This window comes from Rossellomorea sp. LJF3, from assembly GCF_037046045.1.
In the GTDB taxonomy this organism is placed as follows: domain Bacteria; phylum Bacillota; class Bacilli; order Bacillales; family Bacillaceae_B; genus Rossellomorea.
In genome coordinates this window covers 1-18,694 of the sequence record NZ_JBANLY010000038.1, presented here as the reverse complement: position 1 = coordinate 18,694, position 18,694 = coordinate 1, and the positions used below count along the sequence as shown (strand labels likewise).

Sequence of the window (18,694 nt, the reverse complement as noted above, 5' to 3'; positions counted from 1 at the left end):
CTCGACTTGCATGTATTAGGCACGCCGCCAGCGTTCGTCCTGAGCCAGGATCAAACTCTCCGATAAAAGTTTGAATAGCTCTTTAAAATAAATCTAGAATTAACGTTGACGCATTGTCTTGTTTTGTTCAGTTTTCAAGGTTCAATATTAAGGTTTAAATTGGAGCGGGTGAAGGGAATCGAACCCTCATCATCAGCTTGGAAGGCTGAGGTTTTACCACTAAACTACACCCGCATATAAAATTATGATGGTCGGGAAGACAGGATTCGAACCTGCGACCCCTTGGTCCCAAACCAAGTGCTCTACCAAGCTGAGCTACTTCCCGTCAGAAAACTATATGTATAACCGTGAATCCGACACTCACTAGTAGAAGCAAGATGGCGCGCCCGAGAGGAGTCGAACCCCTAACCTTTTGATCCGTAGTCAAACGCTCTATCCAATTGAGCTACGGGCGCATATGTCTTTGAAACCTTTTGGTGCGGCCGAGAGGACTTGAACCTCCACGGGGTCGCCCCCACTAGGCCCTCAACCTAGCGCGTCTGCCATTCCGCCACGACCGCGTTTTAAAGCGACAAACACTATTATAACTGAGGAAAATCTATTTTGTCAACAACTTTTTAAAAGGTTTTTAAGAGTGCGGGTGAAGGGACTTGAACCCCCACGCCTTGCGGCGCCAGATCCTAAGTCTGGTGCGTCTGCCAATTCCGCCACACCCGCATGTATTTCTGTTTTTCATATTAATGAAAAACATTGGTAAGATGTTTCACTTGCGCAAAAATCTTTGGTGAGCCATGAAGGATTCGAACCTTCGACCCTCTGATTAAAAGTCAGATGCTCTACCAACTGAGCTAATGGCTCGCAATGGCTGGGCTAGCTGGATTCGAACCAACGCATGTCGCAGTCAAAGTGCGATGCCTTACCGCTTGGCTATAGCCCAATACTCTTTTTCAAAAAGTGACGAGGTTTTAATATTAACATGTCTACCTCGATGAAGTCAATTGTTTTTTGAAATAAATCTGGCGGTCCGGACGGGACTCGAACCCGCGACCTCCTGCGTGACAGGCAGGCATTCTAACCAACTGAACTACCGGACCAGAGTTTTTTGCGCCAGCAAAATAACTATCCTTACCTTAAGTAAGTAAAATGACCCGTACGGGATTCGAACCCGTGTTACCGCCGTGAAAGGGCGGTGTCTTAACCGCTTGACCAACGGGCCACGTTCTAAAAAATGGCGGAGAAGGAGGGATTTGAACCCTCGCGCCAGTTGCCCGACCTACACCCTTAGCAGGGGCGCCTCTTCAGCCACTTGAGTACTTCCCCATAAAAATGGCTCCGCAGGCAAGATTCGAACTTGCGACCGATCGGTTAACAGCCGATAGCTCTACCACTGAGCTACTGCGGAACGTGAAGTATTCTTACGCTTAACTCGTCTTATCGACTCTTTAGATTATAATGACTCATAGATTTCTTGTCAACTACTTTCAGACACTTTTTCCACAAGGAAAATACCTCTTACCACTACCCTTTTTCAATCACGACTTCCTTTACCAGGCGAAGTTTTCCTTTACAGCGGCCACACACATATTTCGTTGTATTGATTTTTCTTTTTCTTTCGAAGTTCAGTCCGCACTGAGAACAGACATAATATAACACCCTGCTTCTCCTGTTCACACTTGGCAACGAAGAACAATGCCTTGGTCCCCCGACCTGCTTGAGCAGGCTTTTAAAATCCTGATCCCCATGTTTGTATCCTTTTCCTTCAATATGCAAGTGGTAATGACATAGCTCATGTTTTATTATTCCGATCAATTCTTCCATTCCGTGCTCATCCAGATACCTTCGATTAATATCGATATCATGGCTGCCTAACATATATCTTCCGCCCGTGGTTCGTAACCTTGGGTTGAAATACGCCTTATGTTGGAATGGCTTGTGGAATGATTGAATTGAAATTCTTTCAACTAATCGCTGCAGCTCAGCATTCGTCATACAAATCCTTCTTTCTTAATTAGAACATGACAACCTATTATAGCATAAACTAGGTATCACCCTTATTGTTTCATACTGACAAACTACCCGGAGAAAGACCGTTTTCTATTTAGCGATACTTTCAAAGGGAAAGGAGGTTCAACCATGCCAAAATGGCTTGTCAATCAATTGAGGAAAGCCTATCTTGAGAAAGATCGATACCAGATCAAACTTCTTAATCAATGTTGGAATTTCTACAGAAAGAAGAACTGCTCTTAATGATGTTTTTCTATTATAAAGTTATTCCATCTTATATAAAAAAGAGCTGACCTCCAGATAGCTCCCTATCATTCAGTCAGCTCCTATCCATTTCTTAAGGGACCATCGTCAGTGCAACCCTGCCTTTTTGGACATCTACACCATCAACCCAAACAGTCACAACATCCCCGACTGAAACCACATCTAACGGATGCTTCACGAAACCATTTTTCAGCTTTGAGATATGCACAAGTCCATCTTGTTTCACTCCAATGTCAATAAAGGCACCAAAATCGACTACATTTCGAACGGTTCCTTGTAACTCCATTCCTACAGATAGATCCTCCAGTTTTAGAACATCCTTCTTCAGTAGCGGTTTAGCAAATTCATCCCTCGGATCTCGACCAGGTCTGATCAGTGAATCGATAATATCTTTCAATGTCAGTTTCCCTATTTCCAACTCTTCACACACTTCATCTATATTCAATAGTTCCAAAGACTGTTTGAGTTTATCTGACCCTACGTCATTTACCCCCATCCCCACTTTAGAAAGGAGCTTCTTTACATCGGTATAGTTCTCAGGGTGAATAGACGTCCGGTCAAGCACCTCTTTCCCATCCATTATCCGTAGGAAACCAATACACTGTTCAAACGTTTTCGCACCAAGCCTTGGGATTTTTTTTAATTGTGCCCTGGAATGAAACTTCCCTTCTTCCTCCCGCTTTTTCACGATATTGTTGGCCACTGTTTTAGAAAGCCCCGCTACATATTGCAATAAGGAGGAAGATGCAGTATTTACATTCACACCCACTTGGTTTACAGCCGTTTCCACTACAAAAGTTAACGATTCGTTCAACTTCTTTTGGGAAACATCATGTTGATATTGCCCAACACCGACTGATTTAGGGTCGATTTTCACTAATTCAGCTAATGGATCCTGTAATCTCCGGGCAATGGAGACAGCACTTCTTTCTTCTACTTGAAGGTCCGGGAACTCTTCTCTCGCTACATCCGATGCAGAATATACGCTTGCCCCCGCTTCGTTGACTATTAAGTAAGAGATATTCCCCCCTACTTCTTTTAATAAATCCACCACAAATTGTTCGGTTTCTCTCGACGCGGTTCCATTTCCAATAGCCACAACCTCAATCGAATACTTTGTCAAAATCGATTTAAAAGCGTCTTCCGCCTTATTTCGTTGAGATTGAGATGTATGTGGATAGATCACATTGATATCGAGGGTTTTCCCTGTTTCATCAATGACAGCAAGCTTACAGCCGGTCCGAAATGCAGGATCGACACCCAATACCATCTTCCCTTTCATCGGTGGCTGGAGCAATAATTTCCGTAAGTTTTCAGAGAAGATATGAATGGCTTGATCTTCCGCTTTATCAGTTAACTCATTGCGGATTTCTCTTTCTACTGATGGCTGGATGAGCCTTTTATAGCTATCCTCCACTGCTTCTTTCACAAGGGGCACGGAAATGGAGTGGATATTCTTAATGACCTGCTTTTCCAAATAGTTTTGAATACCTTCTGTATCCGGCTGGATGTTCACTTTGAGAATGTCTTCCTTTTCCCCTCTATTCATTGCCAGGACACGATGGGGTACAACTTTGTGAATGGGTTCCTGATAGGAGTAATACATTTCAAACACTTTTTTTTCGTCTAACTCTTCTTTCTTTACCTTTGATTCGATTAACCCTTTACGGAATGTATATTTTCTTATGTAGTCCCGGTAAGAAGCTTCATCGGATATATACTCAGCAATGATGTCCTTGGCTCCTCCCAGGGCTTCTTCCGCTGTTGTCACTTCATTCTCTTCAGAGATATAGTTTGAAGCTTCACTTGTAAGGTCTCCTTTTAATGGGAAGGTCAGAATCCATTCGGCCAGGGGCTCCAAGCCTTTTTCTTTTGCTATGGTTGCTTTGGTACGCCTCTTTTGTTTATATGGACGATATAAATCTTCCACCATTTGCAGCTTATCGGCTTTTTGAATGGACCGGGCTAATTCTTCCGTTAACTTCCCCTGCTCTTCTATGAGACGGATGACTTCTTCTTTTCGCTGCTCAAGATTCAACAGATAATTCCATTTGTCCATGATATTGCGAATCTGGACTTCATCCAATGCGCCTGTCTGCTCTTTTCGATAACGTGCGATAAAAGGAACTGTATTCCCTTCCTCCAGGAGTGAAATGACGTTTTTTACATTCTTTATTGATAAGTTCAAGTCTTTAGATACTTGATGAAGTAATGGGTCTTGCTTTGTCAATGTTGCTGCCAATTGTATTACCTCCATTGATAGGATTCTCATTTATTTTACCATATTTGTCTTTGGGGATTGAAACGGTGACTTGGGTTATAGATGGATCTCTTATCCAGGTGCCCGGGGCGTGAGTTGAACTTATAAACAAAAAAACTTACCCTAAGCCTGTTAGAGTAAGTTTCCAATGATATATGTTGTATCATCTGATGTGCCATCAACTAATGATTGAATATCACCCAGCGCCCCATGAAGGGTCGGATATCTTTGAAGGATATTCTTTACGCCGGAAATACTCAATCCATCTGAGTGAATGAGAAATCTTGAGTTGGTATTATAATGAAAACGTTGGGTTTTATACGTTTGTGGCCGTCCGGATAGATAGCCTGTGACCGGTAAGGGATAGGTCATCTTTCCTTCGGGTGCATACATATAAAAACGGATATTACCTACACAACTATACACAAATTCTTTGGAATGGTAATATGCTTTAATAATCGCCACGGCAGCTCCACGTTTCTTCTGAAGGACATCATTGCAAAGACTCATTAGGGTCTCGACATCTTCATGATGATTTTTTTCTACAATCTCCACGACAGCGTGTGACGACTCATAGGCATATTTACCACTGCCTAAACCATCGGCCAGGACACAGATAAAGTAATCGTTTGTGGAAGTATAGAAATAACTATCACCACAAAAGGGATTCCCATTTTTCGATACTTGTTCTGCATAAAGCTCTATTTCATTTTGTTGAAGATAAGCCATTAATAATGACTCTCCGAATCGTCCATCTCTTCTTGAATGGCTTCCCGAAGCTTTTTAATCGCTCTTCTTTGCAGACGGGAAACATGCATTTGTGAAATACCGAGCTTTTCCCCAGCTTCTTTTTGGCTTAGGTTTTCTAAATAAGTGTGTTGTATAATAGCTTTTTCCCTGTCGGAAAGGACATGAAGGACTTTCTCCAGAACGAGTCGCTGGTTTACCTTCTCATAACCTTCATCCTGATCTCCCACGATGTCCAGTATCGTTACCGTACTTCCTTCTGAATCAGCCTCAATTGAGTGATCCACGGATAAAGCCTGATAACTCCTACCCATTTCCATCGCTTCCAGAACCTCTTCTTCACTTACTTCCAGGTACTCAGCAATCTCATGAACCTGTGGAGAGCGTTCTAACTTATTTGTTAACTCTTCAACCGTCGATTTAATTTTCGGGCCAAGCTCCTTAATTCTCCGGGGAACATGTACACTCCATGTTTTATCCCTTAGAAACCTTTTGATCTCCCCGATAATGGTTGGAATCGCGAAGGCTTCAAATGACCTGCCGAACGATTCATCGTACCTTCTGATCGCTCCAAGCAGTCCAATCATCCCTACCTGGATTATATCCTCATGGAAAGACCTGCCCTTTGAATATTTCCTCCCAATGGACTCAACAAGGTTTTGATAGTGTAAAATGAGCTGACTTTGGGCGTCATCATCCTGGGTTTCCTGATAATCCTTGATCCACTTGAGTACTTTTTCTTTTTGAGCCTGCTGGTTAGGTTGAGATAGTTTTTTCATCCCTCTCCACCTGCTCCCCTGATAGGAGTTTAGTCATAAAGACTGTCACTCCCTCCTTGTGATGCACTTTTACATCATCCATAAGGCTCTCAATAAGGTAAAGACCTAACCCACCTTCTCTTAAGAACTCAACGGAATGATCGGCATGATAAGGACCAACAGCACTGCGAATTTCTTTGAAATCAAAACTTTCACCGTGATCAGCCACCATCACTTCAAGGCGATCCCCGTACAGCGCGAATCCGACAACGACTTCTCCGTCATTATCTTTATACGCATGCTGAACCGCATTGGTGATCGCTTCACTTGTGGCAATCTTCAAATCCTCAATTGCATCATAGTCAAACCCCATACGACTTGCAATTCCCGAAAGCGTCAAACGAATGACCCCGACATATTCCGGCTTTGCGGGGATCTTCATCTCGATGTAATCAAAAGCTTGCATCATTCCACTCCACCTTCTACTTTGGAATTGATATTCATAATATCCCCTAAACCTGTAATATCAAACAACCTTTGTAAACGGTCGGATAGTCCGATGAGATTAAGCTGTCCACCACGGGCCTTAACCGTTTTAAACAGACCGACGAACACGCCGAGTCCCGTACTATCCATGTATGATACTTCTGAAAGATCGACTGTTATATCTTTATCATCAGATTCAGCAGATGGCTGAAGCGTTTCTTTAAGCTTTGGAGCTGTATATGCATCAATTTCACCGGCTACTTTAACGAGCAGCTCGTTTTCTTTTTCTTTCATATCTATTGATAAGTTCATAAAAAGACCACCTTTTTTGGCAACATTATAATACGTCTCTATTCATTTACCCTATTTTCAATAAAAATAAACATTACGAATTTCTTTTTATGATGATTAAGGTGAAATCGTCCCTAAGCTCAAAGTGCTGCAGCTTCTCAAGTTGCTTATACACGTTATTGATGATCTCCTGAGTCGGAAGGTGTGTATACTGGCTGATCAACTGAACCAGATCCTCCCTTTCAATGAAACCTTCTTCCGTGCGGCATTCTGTTACTCCATCGGAAAGGAGAATAATCATATCCCCCACTTCCACACGTCTTTCATATTGTCGGTACTTTGCCTTTTTATCCACACCTAATAGAAGGCCCTTGGCATCAAGGTCCTCATATTCATTGGTTGACGCCCTATAAAAAAAGCCGGGTTCATGCCCAGCTGATGAGTATGAAAACAGATGTTTCTCAGAATTATACACGCCGTAGAACATGGTAATGAACATACTGGCGTCCACGTTTTGTTCGACTACCCTGTTCAAGCTTTCCAGCACCGCATTCGGTTCATGGCGGTACTCTGGTAAACTGTCCATTGCATATTTGATCATGGACATACAAAGGGCCGCTGGTATACCCTTCCCGATCACGTCCGCAATGGCCACACTGACGCTGTCATTTTCATCCTGGACAAAGTGATAATAATCACCGTTCATCTTCTTTGCCGGTACACTCACCGCTCCAATATCCAACCCTTCGACTGAAGGAATGACTGTGCCAAGGAGGGTTTGCTGCATATTGGATGCTACATCTATTTCATTATTCAATTCCTGTTGTTTCGTTCTCAAGCTTTGATGTTCACGATAGGCAAAACCATAGCCTATCATGACTTCCAGGAGAATATCGAAAGAATGCAGCACCTGATGTGGTATGTCCGGTTCCATTTCCAGAATGACATTCTTGTGGAGACTGATGATTTCTTCCGGTGATACGTGATGCTCAATTGATTTGCGACTGAATTTCTGTCCCAAATAAAGAGCCTTCTCATCCTGGTCGTTTAAATAGTGTTCAATTATCTCTCTATATTTTGAATCCATCAATTCTCTGAAATTCATATAACTCCCCCTAGCGGAGCCACTTGGTCGCCCTTATATCTGTCCCTTCACCCGGTACAGATTCGACGTTAAATTCGTCCATTAAACGTTTAACTCCAGGCAAACCTGCTCCTAATCCGCCTGATGTGGAATATCCGTCTTCCATTACTTTTCTGATATCGGCAATACCAGGGCCTTCATCCAAGGCGATGATACGCACGCCCTTTTTTCCGGCGTCGAATAATTTTTCAATGCAAATTTGACCATAGCCGGCATATAAATAGATGTTCCTTGCTAATTCGCTGATAGCCGTAGTGATACGAGCCTGGTCAACTGTGCCGAATCCGAGCTCTTTCGCTACATTCCTCCCTAACTGGCGGGCAGCAACGATGTCCCATTCATTCGTGATCTTCACGCAGGATTGGCTATCCATACCTAGTCCCCCAGTTCCAATTGTAATTTCTCCAGACCTTTTTCCAGATCCAAAGCGGTCAGGACGTCCTCTAACCTGATTCCAAGCTCGATCAACGTAATCGCTACAGCAGGCTGAATGCCTGTGATGACAACTTTCGCTCCCATCAGCCTGGACATATTGATCACATCCCCAAGTACTTTAGCGATGAATGAGTCTATAAAATCAATGGAAGTAATATCGATTACTACTCCCCTTGCACTTGTTTCGTGAATCTTCTGAAGAAGATCCTCTTGAAATTGAAGGGCTGTCTGATCATCCAGCTCCCACTGAATGGAAATCAACAAACAATCATGCAGCTTTAAAATTGGTATTCTCACTCTAATCCCTCCGCCGAAACTATTTTTCGATTTGTCATTTCAAGAGCTTTTTCTATTCCTTTTCGTAACGTACTGTTTGTGCTGAACTGATTAAGATCAATTCCCAAATTAACGATCGTCTGGGCAATCTCCGGTCTGATCCCCACCAGCATGCACTTCGCCCCGACTAAACGTACGGCTTCAGCAGCCTGGATGATATGATGGGCGACCATCGTATCAACCACCGGAACACCGGTAATATCAATCAGGACGACTTCCGCCCTGTGCTTCACCACACCATTTAACAGGTTTTCCATAATCAAACGGGCACGTTCAGTATCGATGGTACCGACAAGCGGCATAATGGAAATCTTTTCAAATACCGGTATCAGTGGTGCAGATAATTCCTGTAATGCTATCTTCTGAAGAGAAACCGTTCTTTCCCATGATTCTGTATAAGCTTTTACCACTCTGTTATACATCGGTGTCAGCCACTGATCGAACTTCTCAACCTGTGATGCATGATTTTCATCTGTGATCAGCTGATCCTCCGTCATGCCTTCGTATACCACTTTACCAAATGTCCCTAAAGCAGTTGTTACAAATGTTAATGGCCACCCTAATCTAACAACCTTTTCAGCGAAATCTTCAAGGCGGCTGTTGAATTCTTTCGAATCTCTCAAATTAGCCGCAATCATTTCAACAAACTCATGGCTTGTCTTGGTGAACACTTGATCTGAAACGACTTGAAGGAACTTCTCATCCGCTTCATTTCTCATGCGATCCATCCAAGTACTAGTGATTTCTGATTTATTGTCCTGAATATAAGCCGTGACTTCACTAAACATTTTGTTCTCTCCATTCTATCATATGAAATTTAACCCCAGTATTTAGGCCGATTGATGTAACCCAATCTTAAAGTAGTTTACAACAAAGAACGAAAATGACTTAATTACCTTAATAGTAACAAATAAATATGGAAAAGAAAAAGCCTATGCCTTTTCGGGTATTTTTATTACTTTCTTTTCCCATTATAAATTGTTTACCTGGTTTTGTCATAAAATTGTCTATTTTTCCATTATCCAGATTCTTCTTTCAAGGCAGAATCTGGCTTCAAAAACTAAAAAAAGAAAAAAAAGCAAAACAAAAAGGCTTAATGATCAAGCATTTGTTGATCAGCAAGCCTTCTGGTTTGCAGTTATATTGTCTCTATTGTATACGTGATAATGGATTCACACGAAGGACGGATATGAGTTAAAACTGGATCAGACCCACACTGATTTGCAGGGCGTCATCCACTTTCTCCATCATCTCGTCATCCAAGTGTGTAATCTTATCGGTAAGACGTTGTTTATCAATCGTTCGAATCTGTTCAAGCAAGATAACGGAATCACGTTCAAAGCCATAACGTTTTGCATCAATTTCAACATGAGTAGGCAGTTTTGCTTTTTGAATTTGTGCGGTAATGGCAGCTACAATAATTGTGGGACTAAACCTGTTCCCTATATCGTTTTGAATAACAAGTACCGGCCGAACTCCGCCTTGTTCTGAACCTACAACAGGAGAAAGGTCTGCAAAATATACGTCACCACGCTTTACAATCAAAGGATTAACCTCCGCTTACTAAGCGTTCGACTGTATGTTCTGCCTCATATTCTGCTTGAATCGCTTCTGAAGCGATTGCGAGATTAATCTTCGCCATTTCCATATAGCCGCGTCTCATAGATTCACGTAATTGTCTCTTCTTACGCTCTCGTAAATACATTTTGGTTGCACGATAAATAAACTCATTGCGATTCACATTTTCTTGATCTGCAAAGCCGTCTAATTCTGTAACGAGCTGTTGCGGTAGACGAATTAAGATTTCTGTTGTTGCGCTGGATTCAGACACAAACTACACCTCCACCAATCACTACATACCGTTTCTGTTCATTAACATACTTATCATACCATCAAATACAGGGAATGAAAAGTTAATTTATCAATCTCTTCTATTATCCACCAGTTAAAATACTAATTATTCATCAAACGGGGCGTTATTTTCCTGCTGACTGTGCAGCCCTGTCGATAAGAGCTTATTCGACACTTCCGTCGCTTCTCCGTTCCTTATATAAATGCGCGGTACCCTTGTCGAGATGATGCAAGGGATCTCATAGTTGATGGTATCAAGCTTTCGGGCGATTTCATCCATCGTTATGGCAGCTTTATCCTGCTTGCCGATCAACGTGACGCGGGTACCGATCGGCCGGGATTCAGGCAGCCGGATCATACATTGATCCATACAGATCCTTCCAACAATTGGAACTCTCTTCCCATCCACTAAAACGTCCTGACCCTGTAACTTCCGCAGCCAGCCATCTGCATATCCGATCGGAATCGTCCCGATCCATTCCGATCCGGAAGCTTCATACGTAGCTCCGTAACTGACTTTCTCACCAGCTGTAAGTTCTTTTGTATGAATGAGTCTGGAATGGAGGGAAAAGACTTCCTTCAATGGAAATGGCAATTCAGGTTTCATCTCGATCGATGGTGTAAGACCATACATGGCGATCCCCACTCTTACAGCATTAAAAAGGGTATTCGTTTTCCTTAGAGTGGCAGCACTATTGGAAGAATGGATATACGCAGGAAGCGATTCTAGTTGTTCAAGCATATATTCGAAGCGCCCCAGCTGCTCGTCGAGATAGTCATCATTCAGTTCATCCGCCGTAGCAAAATGGGTAAAGATCCCCTCAAGCTCGAATTGGGGGTGAGAATGAATATACCCCTCGATACTCTTTAATTCTTCGGAGGTACGAACGCCTATCCTCCCCATACCGGTATCACATTTTATGTGGATGTTTAAATGATCTTCTTTCGACAGCTGTCTTTCAGCTTCCACGAGCCACTCCTTTTGGAAGACCGTTAAGGAAATGTCCAATTGAGAAGCAATCTTCACATCTTTGGGCCGCGTAGCCCCCAAGACAAGGATCGGAGCGGTGATGCCTCCCCTTCTCAAAGAGATCGCTTCATCCAGGAAGGCAACGGCCAAACCATGCGCTCCTGCAGCGAGGGCAGTGAGAGATGTTTGAACATCTCCGTGCCCATAGGCATTCGCCTTTACAACGGCAAAAACGTTCACGTCATACGGAATATGACCTTTAATATTTTTTACATTTTCATATAAATGATCCAAATTGATTTCAGCCCATGTATCTCGAAAAAATTGCGTCTGGGTTTCCACTCTGTTCACTTCCTCATATCGTTACACAAAACATTGTCATTCTATTCAAGAATACCATGGATTATTCATATTATCATTCATTGTGGCGAATAGATTTTGAGATTTTCAGCAGGAATGAAAGCTCGACTTGGGGTTTGTTGGAGAATACTGGAGGGGTTTATGGTTGGAGAAGGGACTTTACTCTCTATCCCTTGATTGAAAAGAGGCGGACCCGATAGGCCCGCCCCGATCATAAATATCATTTTACCATTGAACCTTGCACGGATTGTGCCACCATGACCATTTCCGAAGGAGTCAGGTCATTTGAAGCAAGCATATAATCCACACCATTATTCGTCCATCGGATGGATTGATCCGTCATGGCTGCTACGGTGAAGCCAAGGTCAACCAGTTCTCCCTTAAGGGATGTAGACACGGTCATTGTAGGGACGACAGTCGTCTTCTCCTGAACGATCGTAAAGGATTTTTCGCCATCATAGGTTAAAATGACGCGCTTTCCTGTATCCGTCGCCACTTCTTTTTCTTCTATTAATTCAGTACCGGTGATTTCAGACATCGGGTAAAGAACGGTGAATTCCGTATCTTCTACTGCCGCTGTCACAGGAACCTCAAGCTGTGCGCCAGTCATGTTTTTCTTCATATCGAAATCTTTTTTGTCAAACGCGGCTTTCGTGTCCATCTTAGAGAATTCCACTTTCACAAGCGGATTTTGATCTGAATCCATCACATTCACAGATGCTGGCGTCAGGTCTTTTTTGTTGAAAGCAATCTCCTGTGTAGGGAGCATCTGACTGTTCTGGTAACGTGTTTTCGTAGTGAAAACATAGTGGCTCTTCGTTTCTTTGAAGGTCGCATCCTTGTCTTCTAATACATCCTTGACAAGTGATTCATACAAGTATGCCTGACTGCTGTTTTCAGGCCAGTTGCTTTGGAATCGGAAGCTTTTATTCAGAGCCGGTGTCAGGACGAACACTCCCTCATCATTACGCAGGATCATTTGGCTTTGATCTTTCGTAGCATTCTTTAGGGCTACACGATAATAATTAGGGTCATTATGCCATACTTCCACATCATAGGTTTGAGGTTCTTCTCCCACCTGCAGGGTCATCTTCGCATCTGCTTTGTACCCCTTCATATCCTCTACTTTTGCCTTAAGGTCCTTGGTTACATCGTCTTTCGATTTCTCTCCACAGGCAGCGAGTGCAAGCACCGCCAACATGGCCATCACTAGTATCACTAGCTTTTTCTTCATTTTTTCAACCCCTTTTGTCCCAGGATATACGTAATTGAGAGAGGGGAAGGCCACCTGTCAAAGAATGGACGATCCTTGAAAGAATGCCCGGTTCCATTCGCCAACGAACCGCGATTGTTAAACAACTGGCCTTGTCTCTCCTATTGCACTACTGAATATATGAGACAACCTGAGGGATTATGCTAGTGAAGATGACAAGCTTGAAATTTAATTACTCCTCTATGACAACCTGGGCTGCCGCAAACTCCCTGCTATGAGTGATGGATAGATGAGCCTGCGTTCCCTCGGGCTTTGAAAAATAAGGCTTGCCGTTCCCATCCTTACTGATTTCAATATCCCGAAACGAAAGCACCGTCCCGATCCCGGTTCCATGTGCTTTCGCGTACGCTTCTTTTGCAGCAAAACGCCCAGCCACATATTCAATCCTGCGTCCTTCACTCAATGAAAAGAACGCATCTTCTTCTCTGTCCGTCAGGATCCTCTTCACGAACTTCGGCTGCCGTTCCAGTAATTCCCGTATGCGCCCGATCTCTACAATATCCAACCCTATTCCTTTAATCATATGCGACTCCCCTTCTACTCTTGTCCTGTCCTGCATACTTTAATAATGAACTCCGCTCGTGATTTTCGTCATTTTCTTATACTATAGTACTAACTGATATTTTCGCGTACCTAGCCCATTTAGGAGGATACACTATGTTTGTACGAACTGAAAGTTTTTCTCAATTTCTACGATACTATCCTATTATTTCCTTGATCGTACTGATTCATATCGCCCTATTTGCGGTCAGCGCCCTTCCCATCTTCCCTCAATTGTGGGTGTACGAACAACTCGCAGGTGTGAATGTATTCATAAAAGAAGGGGAATGGTGGAGACTGATCACTCCAATCTTCGTCCATATGGGTTTTGCACACCTATTATTCAACTCGTTTTCTCTTGTCCTATTCGGACCACCTCTGGAAAAACACCTTGGAAAGGCTAAGTTCCTTACCCTTTACTTAGCAAGCGGTGTATTTGCCAATATCATTACCTATCTAATGAAGCCCCTTACCTATAGCCATGTAGGTGCATCAGGAGCCATTTTCGGGTTATTCGGCTTCTATATTGCCATGATCGTTCTGAAAAATCATTTCATCACCAGGGAAAGCAGGCAGATCATCCTTCCCATCGTGATCATCGGGGTCGTTATGACCTTCATGCAATCAGGCATTAATATTACCGCCCATATCTTCGGGTTGATCGCAGGCTTCGTCATCGGATGGATTTCTGGGAGGAAATAAGAAATAGGCAAGAAGCGGCCAGGATTAACAGGCCGCTTCTTTGTTTATATCCTATGGGAAAACCAAGAGGCAATCCTTTTCAGATCTTCCTTCTTAAGGTCCCTCACATGACTCGCATAACCGGCGGCCCCTGATTTCACCGTAGTCATGAGACTCCCCAATCCTTTTCTCGCCTGAAACCAGCTCTCTTTCGTATCGAGGGACTGAATCCGATTTTTCTTCATATACATCGTATTCTTCATTACCCCTCTATAGCGTAAAGATAACTGCCCCCCATCGATTCTGAATCCTCCTGCGCGGTATTGATAGTATCCGAGCACTCCAAAAGGCAGGACCAAAAACGCTGCCCAAAGACCATACGGCCAGAAGAAATAGCAGGCGGCAGCTACAGGGACCAATACCCAGACCGATTGTCTGAATACATATCTCCTCATGGACCGTCCCGGCAACCCTTTAAAATCATCTTGGATGATATATTCAGGAAACAATCCATTTAACAACTTCGGAACTTGTTCCTTTTTAATTATCGGGAACAACTTAATACTTGTACTGTCTTTCTCTAAAACAGATCCACCGGCATTTTCAATATGCACTGTGCAATACCCAATCAGCTGCCTGATCGGGTTCTCCACTATCCGGATCCCTTGAACCCGGTTTAACGGGACCGTCACCTGCTTCTTTTCAAGCAGTCCTCTTGTCATGACAATGTGTTCATCCACTATTCTGATTTTAAAATCACCATAAATGATAAACGTCCAGATGATCGATAGGAACCAGGCAAGAATCAGCCCTAAAAATGCCGTCAATGCGACGATGAACACTCCACTTTTTATAAACACGGCCACTTCCTCATATACAGCCTTATAGGGAATGAGTTCATTGAATTGCGATAAGAATAACGCAACCCCTGAAATAATGACCCCTACTCCTCCCGAGGTCGCCGCAAGAACCCAGATGTCTTTGGGACGAAGGGTGAAAAAAGGTTCATCTTCCTGAATGGCAGCCTGCTCCAGAGAAGAATCCTCCATCACGCTCTGTCCCTTCTTCTCCCGATAAATCATCTGTTCTAAATCTAATGCTTCCTCCTTTGAAATCGCGGTCAGTTCCGCTTCCGACTCCCTGGAATTTGAAGATCCCGCTGTTTCGACCTTCACTTTTACAAGCCCAAAAGGACGGTGTAAAATACCTTCCGAGAAGTTCAGACTCTGGATCCGTTCAATCGGGATATACCGTTTCTTTTTCACAAATAGCCCGTACTCTATCCTCAGTTCGCCACTTTCAAGCCGGTAGGTAAAACGAAGCCACTTAATGATTCCCAAAACAAGAACAACGACCAGGACAACAGCCATGGATAGAAGCGGCATATAATCCCAAAACCCATTCTTCTCCCCCCGATTGTTTATGACAAACAAAAATACAAATGGAACAATCAAATCTTTCAGTTGTTTAACAAAACTCGCCACAGCCGATATCGGGTGAAGCCTTTTATGTTCAGACATCATCTTCTGCCACCCTCGCCAGCTGCGATATCGAATTCCTCAGTTCATCCGCTTCTTCCATGTCCAAAGCAGGGATCTCGTGGACGTTTGCTGCAGTAGAGATGGTAATCGTCGATAACCCATATCTTTTTAGAATCGGACCCTGCACTGTATCAACATGCTGAACTCTCACCATCGGAACCAGCGTACGTTTCACAACCAGGATTCCCCTCTGCAGTTCAATTTCCTGTTCCCTCACTTCATACCGCCACCTCTTCCACTTGATGGTCGGAAGTAAAAACACGAACAAATATGTAAAAAGGATTACTACACCTACAGATATTGCGGTCACCCAATGGGACCAATCAAATATAAAAGTCAAAACAATGGCTCCGGCTGCCAAGGCAGCCACGATCAACGATTCCAACACTCCATATATCTTCCATACTTTCAAAGCCATTGGCGATATTCTCTTTTGCGGTTCCCCTATCATTCAAATCCCCCTCTCTCTTTTACTAAATCTTACAGTAAATATACGTTTTGGAACAGAGATGGTTTCAGATTGTGGGGAGAATAAAATTTCATGACATCTACTTCACTATAAAGGAACTTTTATCGACCCATTCAATTCCTTCCATTCCTTGCAGGTCTTCTGCCAGCCTGAACAACGCATCATCTTTTTTCTTGGCTTCGATCATACAATCGATTTCATCGACTGAGCCTTTCACTCCGTGTAAAAAGTCGAGGAACATCCCGGGATCGATGAAATCAGCATGAGCCTTGTACTCTTCCCGGGACCGGGGGCTGGATATATGCATCTTCACCGGCAAAGGCGACTGAATCCACGTTCCAACCACTCTATCCCAATCCAACAGCCAATCCCGCTCGTTATAGGCTAGATGATGATGATAATCAAACACAAGCGGAATCCCCAGTTTCTCACACAAATATAGGGCATCCGCCGCGCTGAACACCGTATCATCATTCTCAAGGATGATCATCCGCTGTAGAGAGACCGGAGTCAGTCCCCAATTATGAATAAATTGTTCAAGCGCCTTTTCCTTATCCTCATAGGCTCCACCCACATGAAGAACACAGCGGTGCGTCGGATCGATTCCCATCCCCTGTAACAAAGCTTCGTGCATCTTCAATGTCTTCAGCGTATTCTTCAGCACATCCACATCACTGGAATTCAGCAGAACAAAGTGATCAGGATGAAAGCCCACCCTCATGGGATGAAGCTTCAGGTACTCTTCAATGGCCCGGAGTTTTTCCTGTAACGGAGAGATGAAATCCCATCCCTTCAATTCAGGATGATTCGCAAGGGGAATCAGTTTCGAACTGAATCGAAAGAAGTGGATTTCATTCAATACATTATGCTTTAAAAGCCTGAGGCAGTTTTGTAAATTCGACTGGGCGATCCGTTCTAATTTATGGATCGCTGCCTCTCGATCCTTTATACCTGCGAATTGCTTATAGGTCATCGTTTGGGATGGGGATGCATTTTGAAGGTTCATGCTCATGGCAACATAGCCGAGTTTTACGAGTGTCATGGATGTATGGCTCCTTTTTGGGGTTAGTATGTGCTTTAGGCAGGGAATTATCTCGTCGGCTTTGAATAGGTGACCGACTTTGTGCCGCCCTGGGATTGTAGCTGAAAGGATTTCAATATTTTGTAGGCTGTATTTCTTGAGTTTAGATGGAGGAACTTTCTTAATTCGCTGTTGGTTAGGTGATTGTTTAGGAGTAAGAAGTATTCGTGGATTGCTGTAATGTGTGAAGTCTTCGAAGAGTGGCGGCACTTAGGGCAGGACCAGGATGCACTAACTCGGATCATGGGGATGTGCTGGCAGTTTTCGCAGCGTATACCGGTGAGGATGTCTTTTTTTGTGAGGGAATAGGCTTTTAGGATATTAATTTCTGGTTCTTCATGATTTTTCAGTACGAGCCTTTTTAGTTTTGAGAGTTCTTTTTCGGTAGCCGCTACTTGTGTGTATTTTTCATTCAATTCCTTTATCTTATCGATGATATTTTGAGCATGGATAATCTGCTTGTAGGGGTCGTCCGATGCCGGGGAAACAGTATAGCTTAAGGTAGTTGATGGGTTGCTGAATACGACGAGGTGTTTGAGTGGGGGATGCTTTACTTTGTGGGTTTCGAACCACTTCTGGAGTAATAGTTTATATCTTTGCACTTGAGAAACCGGATCGACGAATCCTTCCGTCACTCCTTTATGAGTCCGGGTAAGCTGTTTGATGAATGGATCAATTGTCACAAGTCCCGATATGTTTTTTACTTCGATGATCAAAATATAGAATGGGGTGAGGATGAGAAAGTCCATTTGGAAATGGTTTGATAAGATGGGGAGTCTTACATCATAAAAGATCTTGTATCGTTTATCTTTTAAAAAGGTGAGATGGTAGTAGACCGTGGATTCTCCTTTGTAGCCTGCCCTTCTTTTTCGTAAATCCTTATCTATCAAGGGGACCTTTAGATGATGTTGGACGATCCGGCCCGATAATGCCTCTGTTTTTTCAAGAATAATGGGGGGTGTTAGCTCTTTGCAAATCAATTGATCACTCTCCTTTAGCGGTTATGGATATTTAGTTCGCCACGGGTTGGAAATTTCCTTCTTCGGATTGGAAATATTAACATATTAATAATGATTGCGTCATTTCGGGGTTTGATCGGTTTGACCCCCTAATTACTGACGTTTTCTCCAAGGGGCTTACTTGTTCTTAGTTTTTCATTTTGTTTTTCCTTCTTCGCTTTTATGAAGAAGGAAAAACCTTTAT

Annotated in this window: 21 protein-coding genes, 11 tRNA genes and 1 rRNA gene; 2 read left to right on the top strand and 31 right to left on the bottom strand. The window is 43.2% G+C overall.

Annotated features, from left to right (window positions below; translation table 11 throughout):
- The 13 genes from V8G47_RS20215 to V8G47_RS20155 all read right to left on the bottom strand — a co-directional run.
- Positions 1-66: ribosomal RNA gene (locus tag V8G47_RS20215) — 16S ribosomal RNA — on the bottom strand; the annotation flags it as partial.
- A gap of 94 nt (positions 67-160) precedes the next feature.
- Positions 161-234: transfer RNA gene (locus V8G47_RS20210), tRNA-Gly, on the bottom strand.
- A gap of 14 nt (positions 235-248) precedes the next feature.
- A tRNA-Pro gene (locus tag V8G47_RS20205) sits at positions 249-325 on the bottom strand.
- A 53-nt stretch (positions 326-378) separates the two neighbouring features.
- Positions 379-455: transfer RNA gene (locus V8G47_RS20200), tRNA-Arg, on the bottom strand.
- A gap of 19 nt (positions 456-474) precedes the next feature.
- A tRNA-Leu gene (locus tag V8G47_RS20195) sits at positions 475-560 on the bottom strand.
- Between the two features lie 75 nt (positions 561-635).
- Positions 636-717 (bottom strand) — tRNA-Leu (locus V8G47_RS20190).
- Between the two features lie 65 nt (positions 718-782).
- Positions 783-858 (bottom strand) — tRNA-Lys (locus V8G47_RS20185).
- A gap of 4 nt (positions 859-862) precedes the next feature.
- Positions 863-937, bottom strand: a tRNA-Gln gene (locus V8G47_RS20180).
- An 80-nt stretch (positions 938-1,017) separates the two neighbouring features.
- Positions 1,018-1,094 (bottom strand) — tRNA-Asp (locus V8G47_RS20175).
- Positions 1,095-1,144: 50 nt separating this feature from the next.
- Positions 1,145-1,216 (bottom strand) — tRNA-Glu (locus V8G47_RS20170).
- A gap of 13 nt (positions 1,217-1,229) precedes the next feature.
- Positions 1,230-1,320: transfer RNA gene (locus V8G47_RS20165), tRNA-Ser, on the bottom strand.
- Between the two features lie 7 nt (positions 1,321-1,327).
- Positions 1,328-1,402, bottom strand: a tRNA-Asn gene (locus V8G47_RS20160).
- 116 nt (positions 1,403-1,518) lie between these two features.
- Positions 1,519-1,989 carry a SprT family protein gene (locus tag V8G47_RS20155; RefSeq protein ID WP_336201608.1) on the bottom strand — a complete coding sequence of 157 codons (471 nt, stop codon included), beginning with the start codon at positions 1,987-1,989 and terminating at the stop codon, positions 1,519-1,521.
- Between the two features lie 144 nt (positions 1,990-2,133).
- On the opposite strand from V8G47_RS20155, the gene cmpA reads away from it, so the two are divergent.
- Positions 2,134-2,247: a cortex morphogenetic protein CmpA gene (gene cmpA / locus V8G47_RS20150; RefSeq protein WP_336201607.1), complete on the top strand. Its 114-nt coding sequence runs from the start codon at positions 2,134-2,136 to the stop codon at positions 2,245-2,247.
- A 94-nt stretch (positions 2,248-2,341) separates the two neighbouring features.
- Here the strand turns inward: cmpA and V8G47_RS20145 are convergent, their stop codons facing one another.
- The 14 genes from V8G47_RS20145 to acpS all read right to left on the bottom strand — a co-directional run bounded on the left by V8G47_RS20145 (position 2,342) and on the right by acpS (position 13,702).
- A complete protein-coding gene (locus V8G47_RS20145) occupies positions 2,342-4,510 on the bottom strand; it encodes a Tex family protein (RefSeq protein WP_336201606.1) in 2,169 nt (722 codons plus the stop codon).
- 150 nt (positions 4,511-4,660) lie between these two features.
- Positions 4,661-5,257 carry a PP2C family serine/threonine-protein phosphatase gene (locus V8G47_RS20140; protein WP_336201605.1) on the bottom strand — a complete coding sequence of 199 codons (597 nt, stop codon included), beginning with the start codon at positions 5,255-5,257 and terminating at the stop codon, positions 4,661-4,663.
- Positions 5,257-6,054: an RNA polymerase sigma factor SigB gene (gene sigB, locus V8G47_RS20135; protein ID WP_336201603.1), complete on the bottom strand. Its 798-nt coding sequence runs from the start codon at positions 6,052-6,054 to the stop codon at positions 5,257-5,259. Before sigB ends, V8G47_RS20140 begins: the two co-directional genes overlap by 1 nt.
- Positions 6,032-6,499: an anti-sigma B factor RsbW gene (rsbW, locus tag V8G47_RS20130; protein ID WP_336201609.1), complete on the bottom strand. Its 468-nt coding sequence runs from the start codon at positions 6,497-6,499 to the stop codon at positions 6,032-6,034. Before rsbW ends, sigB begins: the two co-directional genes overlap by 23 nt.
- A complete protein-coding gene (locus V8G47_RS20125) occupies positions 6,499-6,831 on the bottom strand; it encodes an anti-sigma factor antagonist (protein WP_261749023.1) in 333 nt (110 codons plus the stop codon). The genes rsbW and V8G47_RS20125 overlap by 1 nt, the downstream gene beginning before the upstream one ends.
- A gap of 73 nt (positions 6,832-6,904) precedes the next feature.
- A complete protein-coding gene (locus tag V8G47_RS20120) occupies positions 6,905-7,915 on the bottom strand; it encodes a PP2C family protein-serine/threonine phosphatase (RefSeq protein ID WP_336201602.1) in 1,011 nt (336 codons plus the stop codon).
- Between the two features lie 10 nt (positions 7,916-7,925).
- Entirely contained in the window at positions 7,926-8,327 is a 402-nt protein-coding gene (locus V8G47_RS20115) for an anti-sigma regulatory factor (RefSeq protein WP_034763056.1), read from the bottom strand.
- A 2-nt stretch (positions 8,328-8,329) separates the two neighbouring features.
- Positions 8,330-8,686, bottom strand: coding sequence for an STAS domain-containing protein (locus V8G47_RS20110; protein WP_034763058.1), 357 nt, complete (start codon positions 8,684-8,686; stop codon positions 8,330-8,332).
- Complete coding sequence (locus tag V8G47_RS20105) at positions 8,683-9,513, bottom strand: RsbT co-antagonist protein RsbRA (protein ID WP_261749024.1); 831 nt, start codon at positions 9,511-9,513, stop codon at positions 8,683-8,685. The genes V8G47_RS20110 and V8G47_RS20105 overlap by 4 nt, the downstream gene beginning before the upstream one ends.
- A gap of 406 nt (positions 9,514-9,919) precedes the next feature.
- Positions 9,920-10,270 (bottom strand): type II toxin-antitoxin system endoribonuclease NdoA, encoded by a 351-nt coding sequence (gene ndoA / locus V8G47_RS20100; RefSeq protein ID WP_034763063.1) that lies wholly within the window; start codon positions 10,268-10,270, stop codon positions 9,920-9,922.
- 4 nt (positions 10,271-10,274) lie between these two features.
- Positions 10,275-10,556, bottom strand: a complete 282-nt coding sequence (locus tag V8G47_RS20095; protein ID WP_032085355.1) for a CopG family ribbon-helix-helix protein — start codon at positions 10,554-10,556, stop codon at positions 10,275-10,277.
- A gap of 126 nt (positions 10,557-10,682) precedes the next feature.
- Positions 10,683-11,888: an alanine racemase gene (gene alr, locus V8G47_RS20090; protein WP_336201601.1), complete on the bottom strand. Its 1,206-nt coding sequence runs from the start codon at positions 11,886-11,888 to the stop codon at positions 10,683-10,685.
- Between the two features lie 238 nt (positions 11,889-12,126).
- Complete coding sequence (locus tag V8G47_RS20085; RefSeq protein ID WP_336201600.1) at positions 12,127-13,140, bottom strand: LolA family protein; 1,014 nt, start codon at positions 13,138-13,140, stop codon at positions 12,127-12,129.
- Positions 13,141-13,351: 211 nt separating this feature from the next.
- Positions 13,352-13,702 (bottom strand): holo-ACP synthase, encoded by a 351-nt coding sequence (acpS, locus tag V8G47_RS20080; protein WP_336201599.1) that lies wholly within the window; start codon positions 13,700-13,702, stop codon positions 13,352-13,354.
- A 134-nt stretch (positions 13,703-13,836) separates the two neighbouring features.
- On the opposite strand from acpS, the gene V8G47_RS20075 reads away from it, so the two are divergent.
- Entirely contained in the window at positions 13,837-14,421 is a 585-nt protein-coding gene (locus V8G47_RS20075; RefSeq protein ID WP_336201598.1) for a rhomboid family intramembrane serine protease, read from the top strand.
- Between the two features lie 44 nt (positions 14,422-14,465).
- Here the strand turns inward: V8G47_RS20075 and V8G47_RS20070 are convergent, their stop codons facing one another.
- From V8G47_RS20070 to V8G47_RS20055, 4 genes are all read right to left on the bottom strand, one after another.
- A complete protein-coding gene (locus V8G47_RS20070) occupies positions 14,466-15,920 on the bottom strand; it encodes a PH domain-containing protein (protein WP_336201597.1) in 1,455 nt (484 codons plus the stop codon).
- A complete protein-coding gene (locus V8G47_RS20065) occupies positions 15,913-16,392 on the bottom strand; it encodes a PH domain-containing protein (RefSeq protein WP_336201596.1) in 480 nt (159 codons plus the stop codon). Before V8G47_RS20065 ends, V8G47_RS20070 begins: the two co-directional genes overlap by 8 nt.
- A 97-nt stretch (positions 16,393-16,489) precedes the next feature.
- Positions 16,490-17,452 (bottom strand): UV DNA damage repair endonuclease UvsE, encoded by a 963-nt coding sequence (uvsE, locus tag V8G47_RS20060; RefSeq protein WP_336201595.1) that lies wholly within the window; start codon positions 17,450-17,452, stop codon positions 16,490-16,492.
- 47 nt (positions 17,453-17,499) lie between these two features.
- On the bottom strand, positions 17,500-18,471 hold the full coding sequence (locus tag V8G47_RS20055) for a nuclease-related domain-containing protein (protein WP_336201594.1): 972 nt from the start codon (positions 18,469-18,471) through the stop codon (positions 17,500-17,502).
- Positions 18,472-18,694: the final 223 nt, after the last annotated feature.

Excerpts from the sequence above, each read along its gene's own strand:
- V8G47_RS20070 (WP_336201597.1), bottom strand. The coding sequence starts at position 15,920 with ATGTCTGAACATAAAAGGCTTCACCCGATATCGGCTGTGGCGAGTTTT.
- V8G47_RS20125 (WP_261749023.1), bottom strand. The coding sequence starts at position 6,831 with ATGAACTTATCAATAGATATGAAAGAAAAAGAAAACGAGCTGCTCGTT.
- V8G47_RS20075 (WP_336201598.1), top strand. The coding sequence starts at position 13,837 with ATGTTTGTACGAACTGAAAGTTTTTCTCAATTTCTACGATACTATCCT.
- V8G47_RS20085 (WP_336201600.1), bottom strand. The coding sequence starts at position 13,140 with ATGAAGAAAAAGCTAGTGATACTAGTGATGGCCATGTTGGCGGTGCTT.
- rsbW (WP_336201609.1), bottom strand. The coding sequence starts at position 6,499 with ATGCAAGCTTTTGATTACATCGAGATGAAGATCCCCGCAAAGCCGGAA.
- acpS (WP_336201599.1), bottom strand. The coding sequence starts at position 13,702 with ATGATTAAAGGAATAGGGTTGGATATTGTAGAGATCGGGCGCATACGG.
- uvsE (WP_336201595.1), bottom strand. The coding sequence starts at position 17,452 with ATGACACTCGTAAAACTCGGCTATGTTGCCATGAGCATGAACCTTCAA.
- V8G47_RS20140 (WP_336201605.1), bottom strand. The coding sequence starts at position 5,257 with ATGGCTTATCTTCAACAAAATGAAATAGAGCTTTATGCAGAACAAGTA.
- sigB (WP_336201603.1), bottom strand. The coding sequence starts at position 6,054 with ATGAAAAAACTATCTCAACCTAACCAGCAGGCTCAAAAAGAAAAAGTA.
- V8G47_RS20120 (WP_336201602.1), bottom strand. The coding sequence starts at position 7,915 with ATGAATTTCAGAGAATTGATGGATTCAAAATATAGAGAGATAATTGAA.
- V8G47_RS20155 (WP_336201608.1), bottom strand. The coding sequence starts at position 1,989 with ATGACGAATGCTGAGCTGCAGCGATTAGTTGAAAGAATTTCAATTCAA.
- cmpA (WP_336201607.1), top strand. The coding sequence starts at position 2,134 with ATGCCAAAATGGCTTGTCAATCAATTGAGGAAAGCCTATCTTGAGAAA.
- V8G47_RS20065 (WP_336201596.1), bottom strand. The coding sequence starts at position 16,392 with ATGATAGGGGAACCGCAAAAGAGAATATCGCCAATGGCTTTGAAAGTA.
- V8G47_RS20105 (WP_261749024.1), bottom strand. The coding sequence starts at position 9,513 with ATGTTTAGTGAAGTCACGGCTTATATTCAGGACAATAAATCAGAAATC.
- V8G47_RS20115 (WP_034763056.1), bottom strand. The coding sequence starts at position 8,327 with ATGGATAGCCAATCCTGCGTGAAGATCACGAATGAATGGGACATCGTT.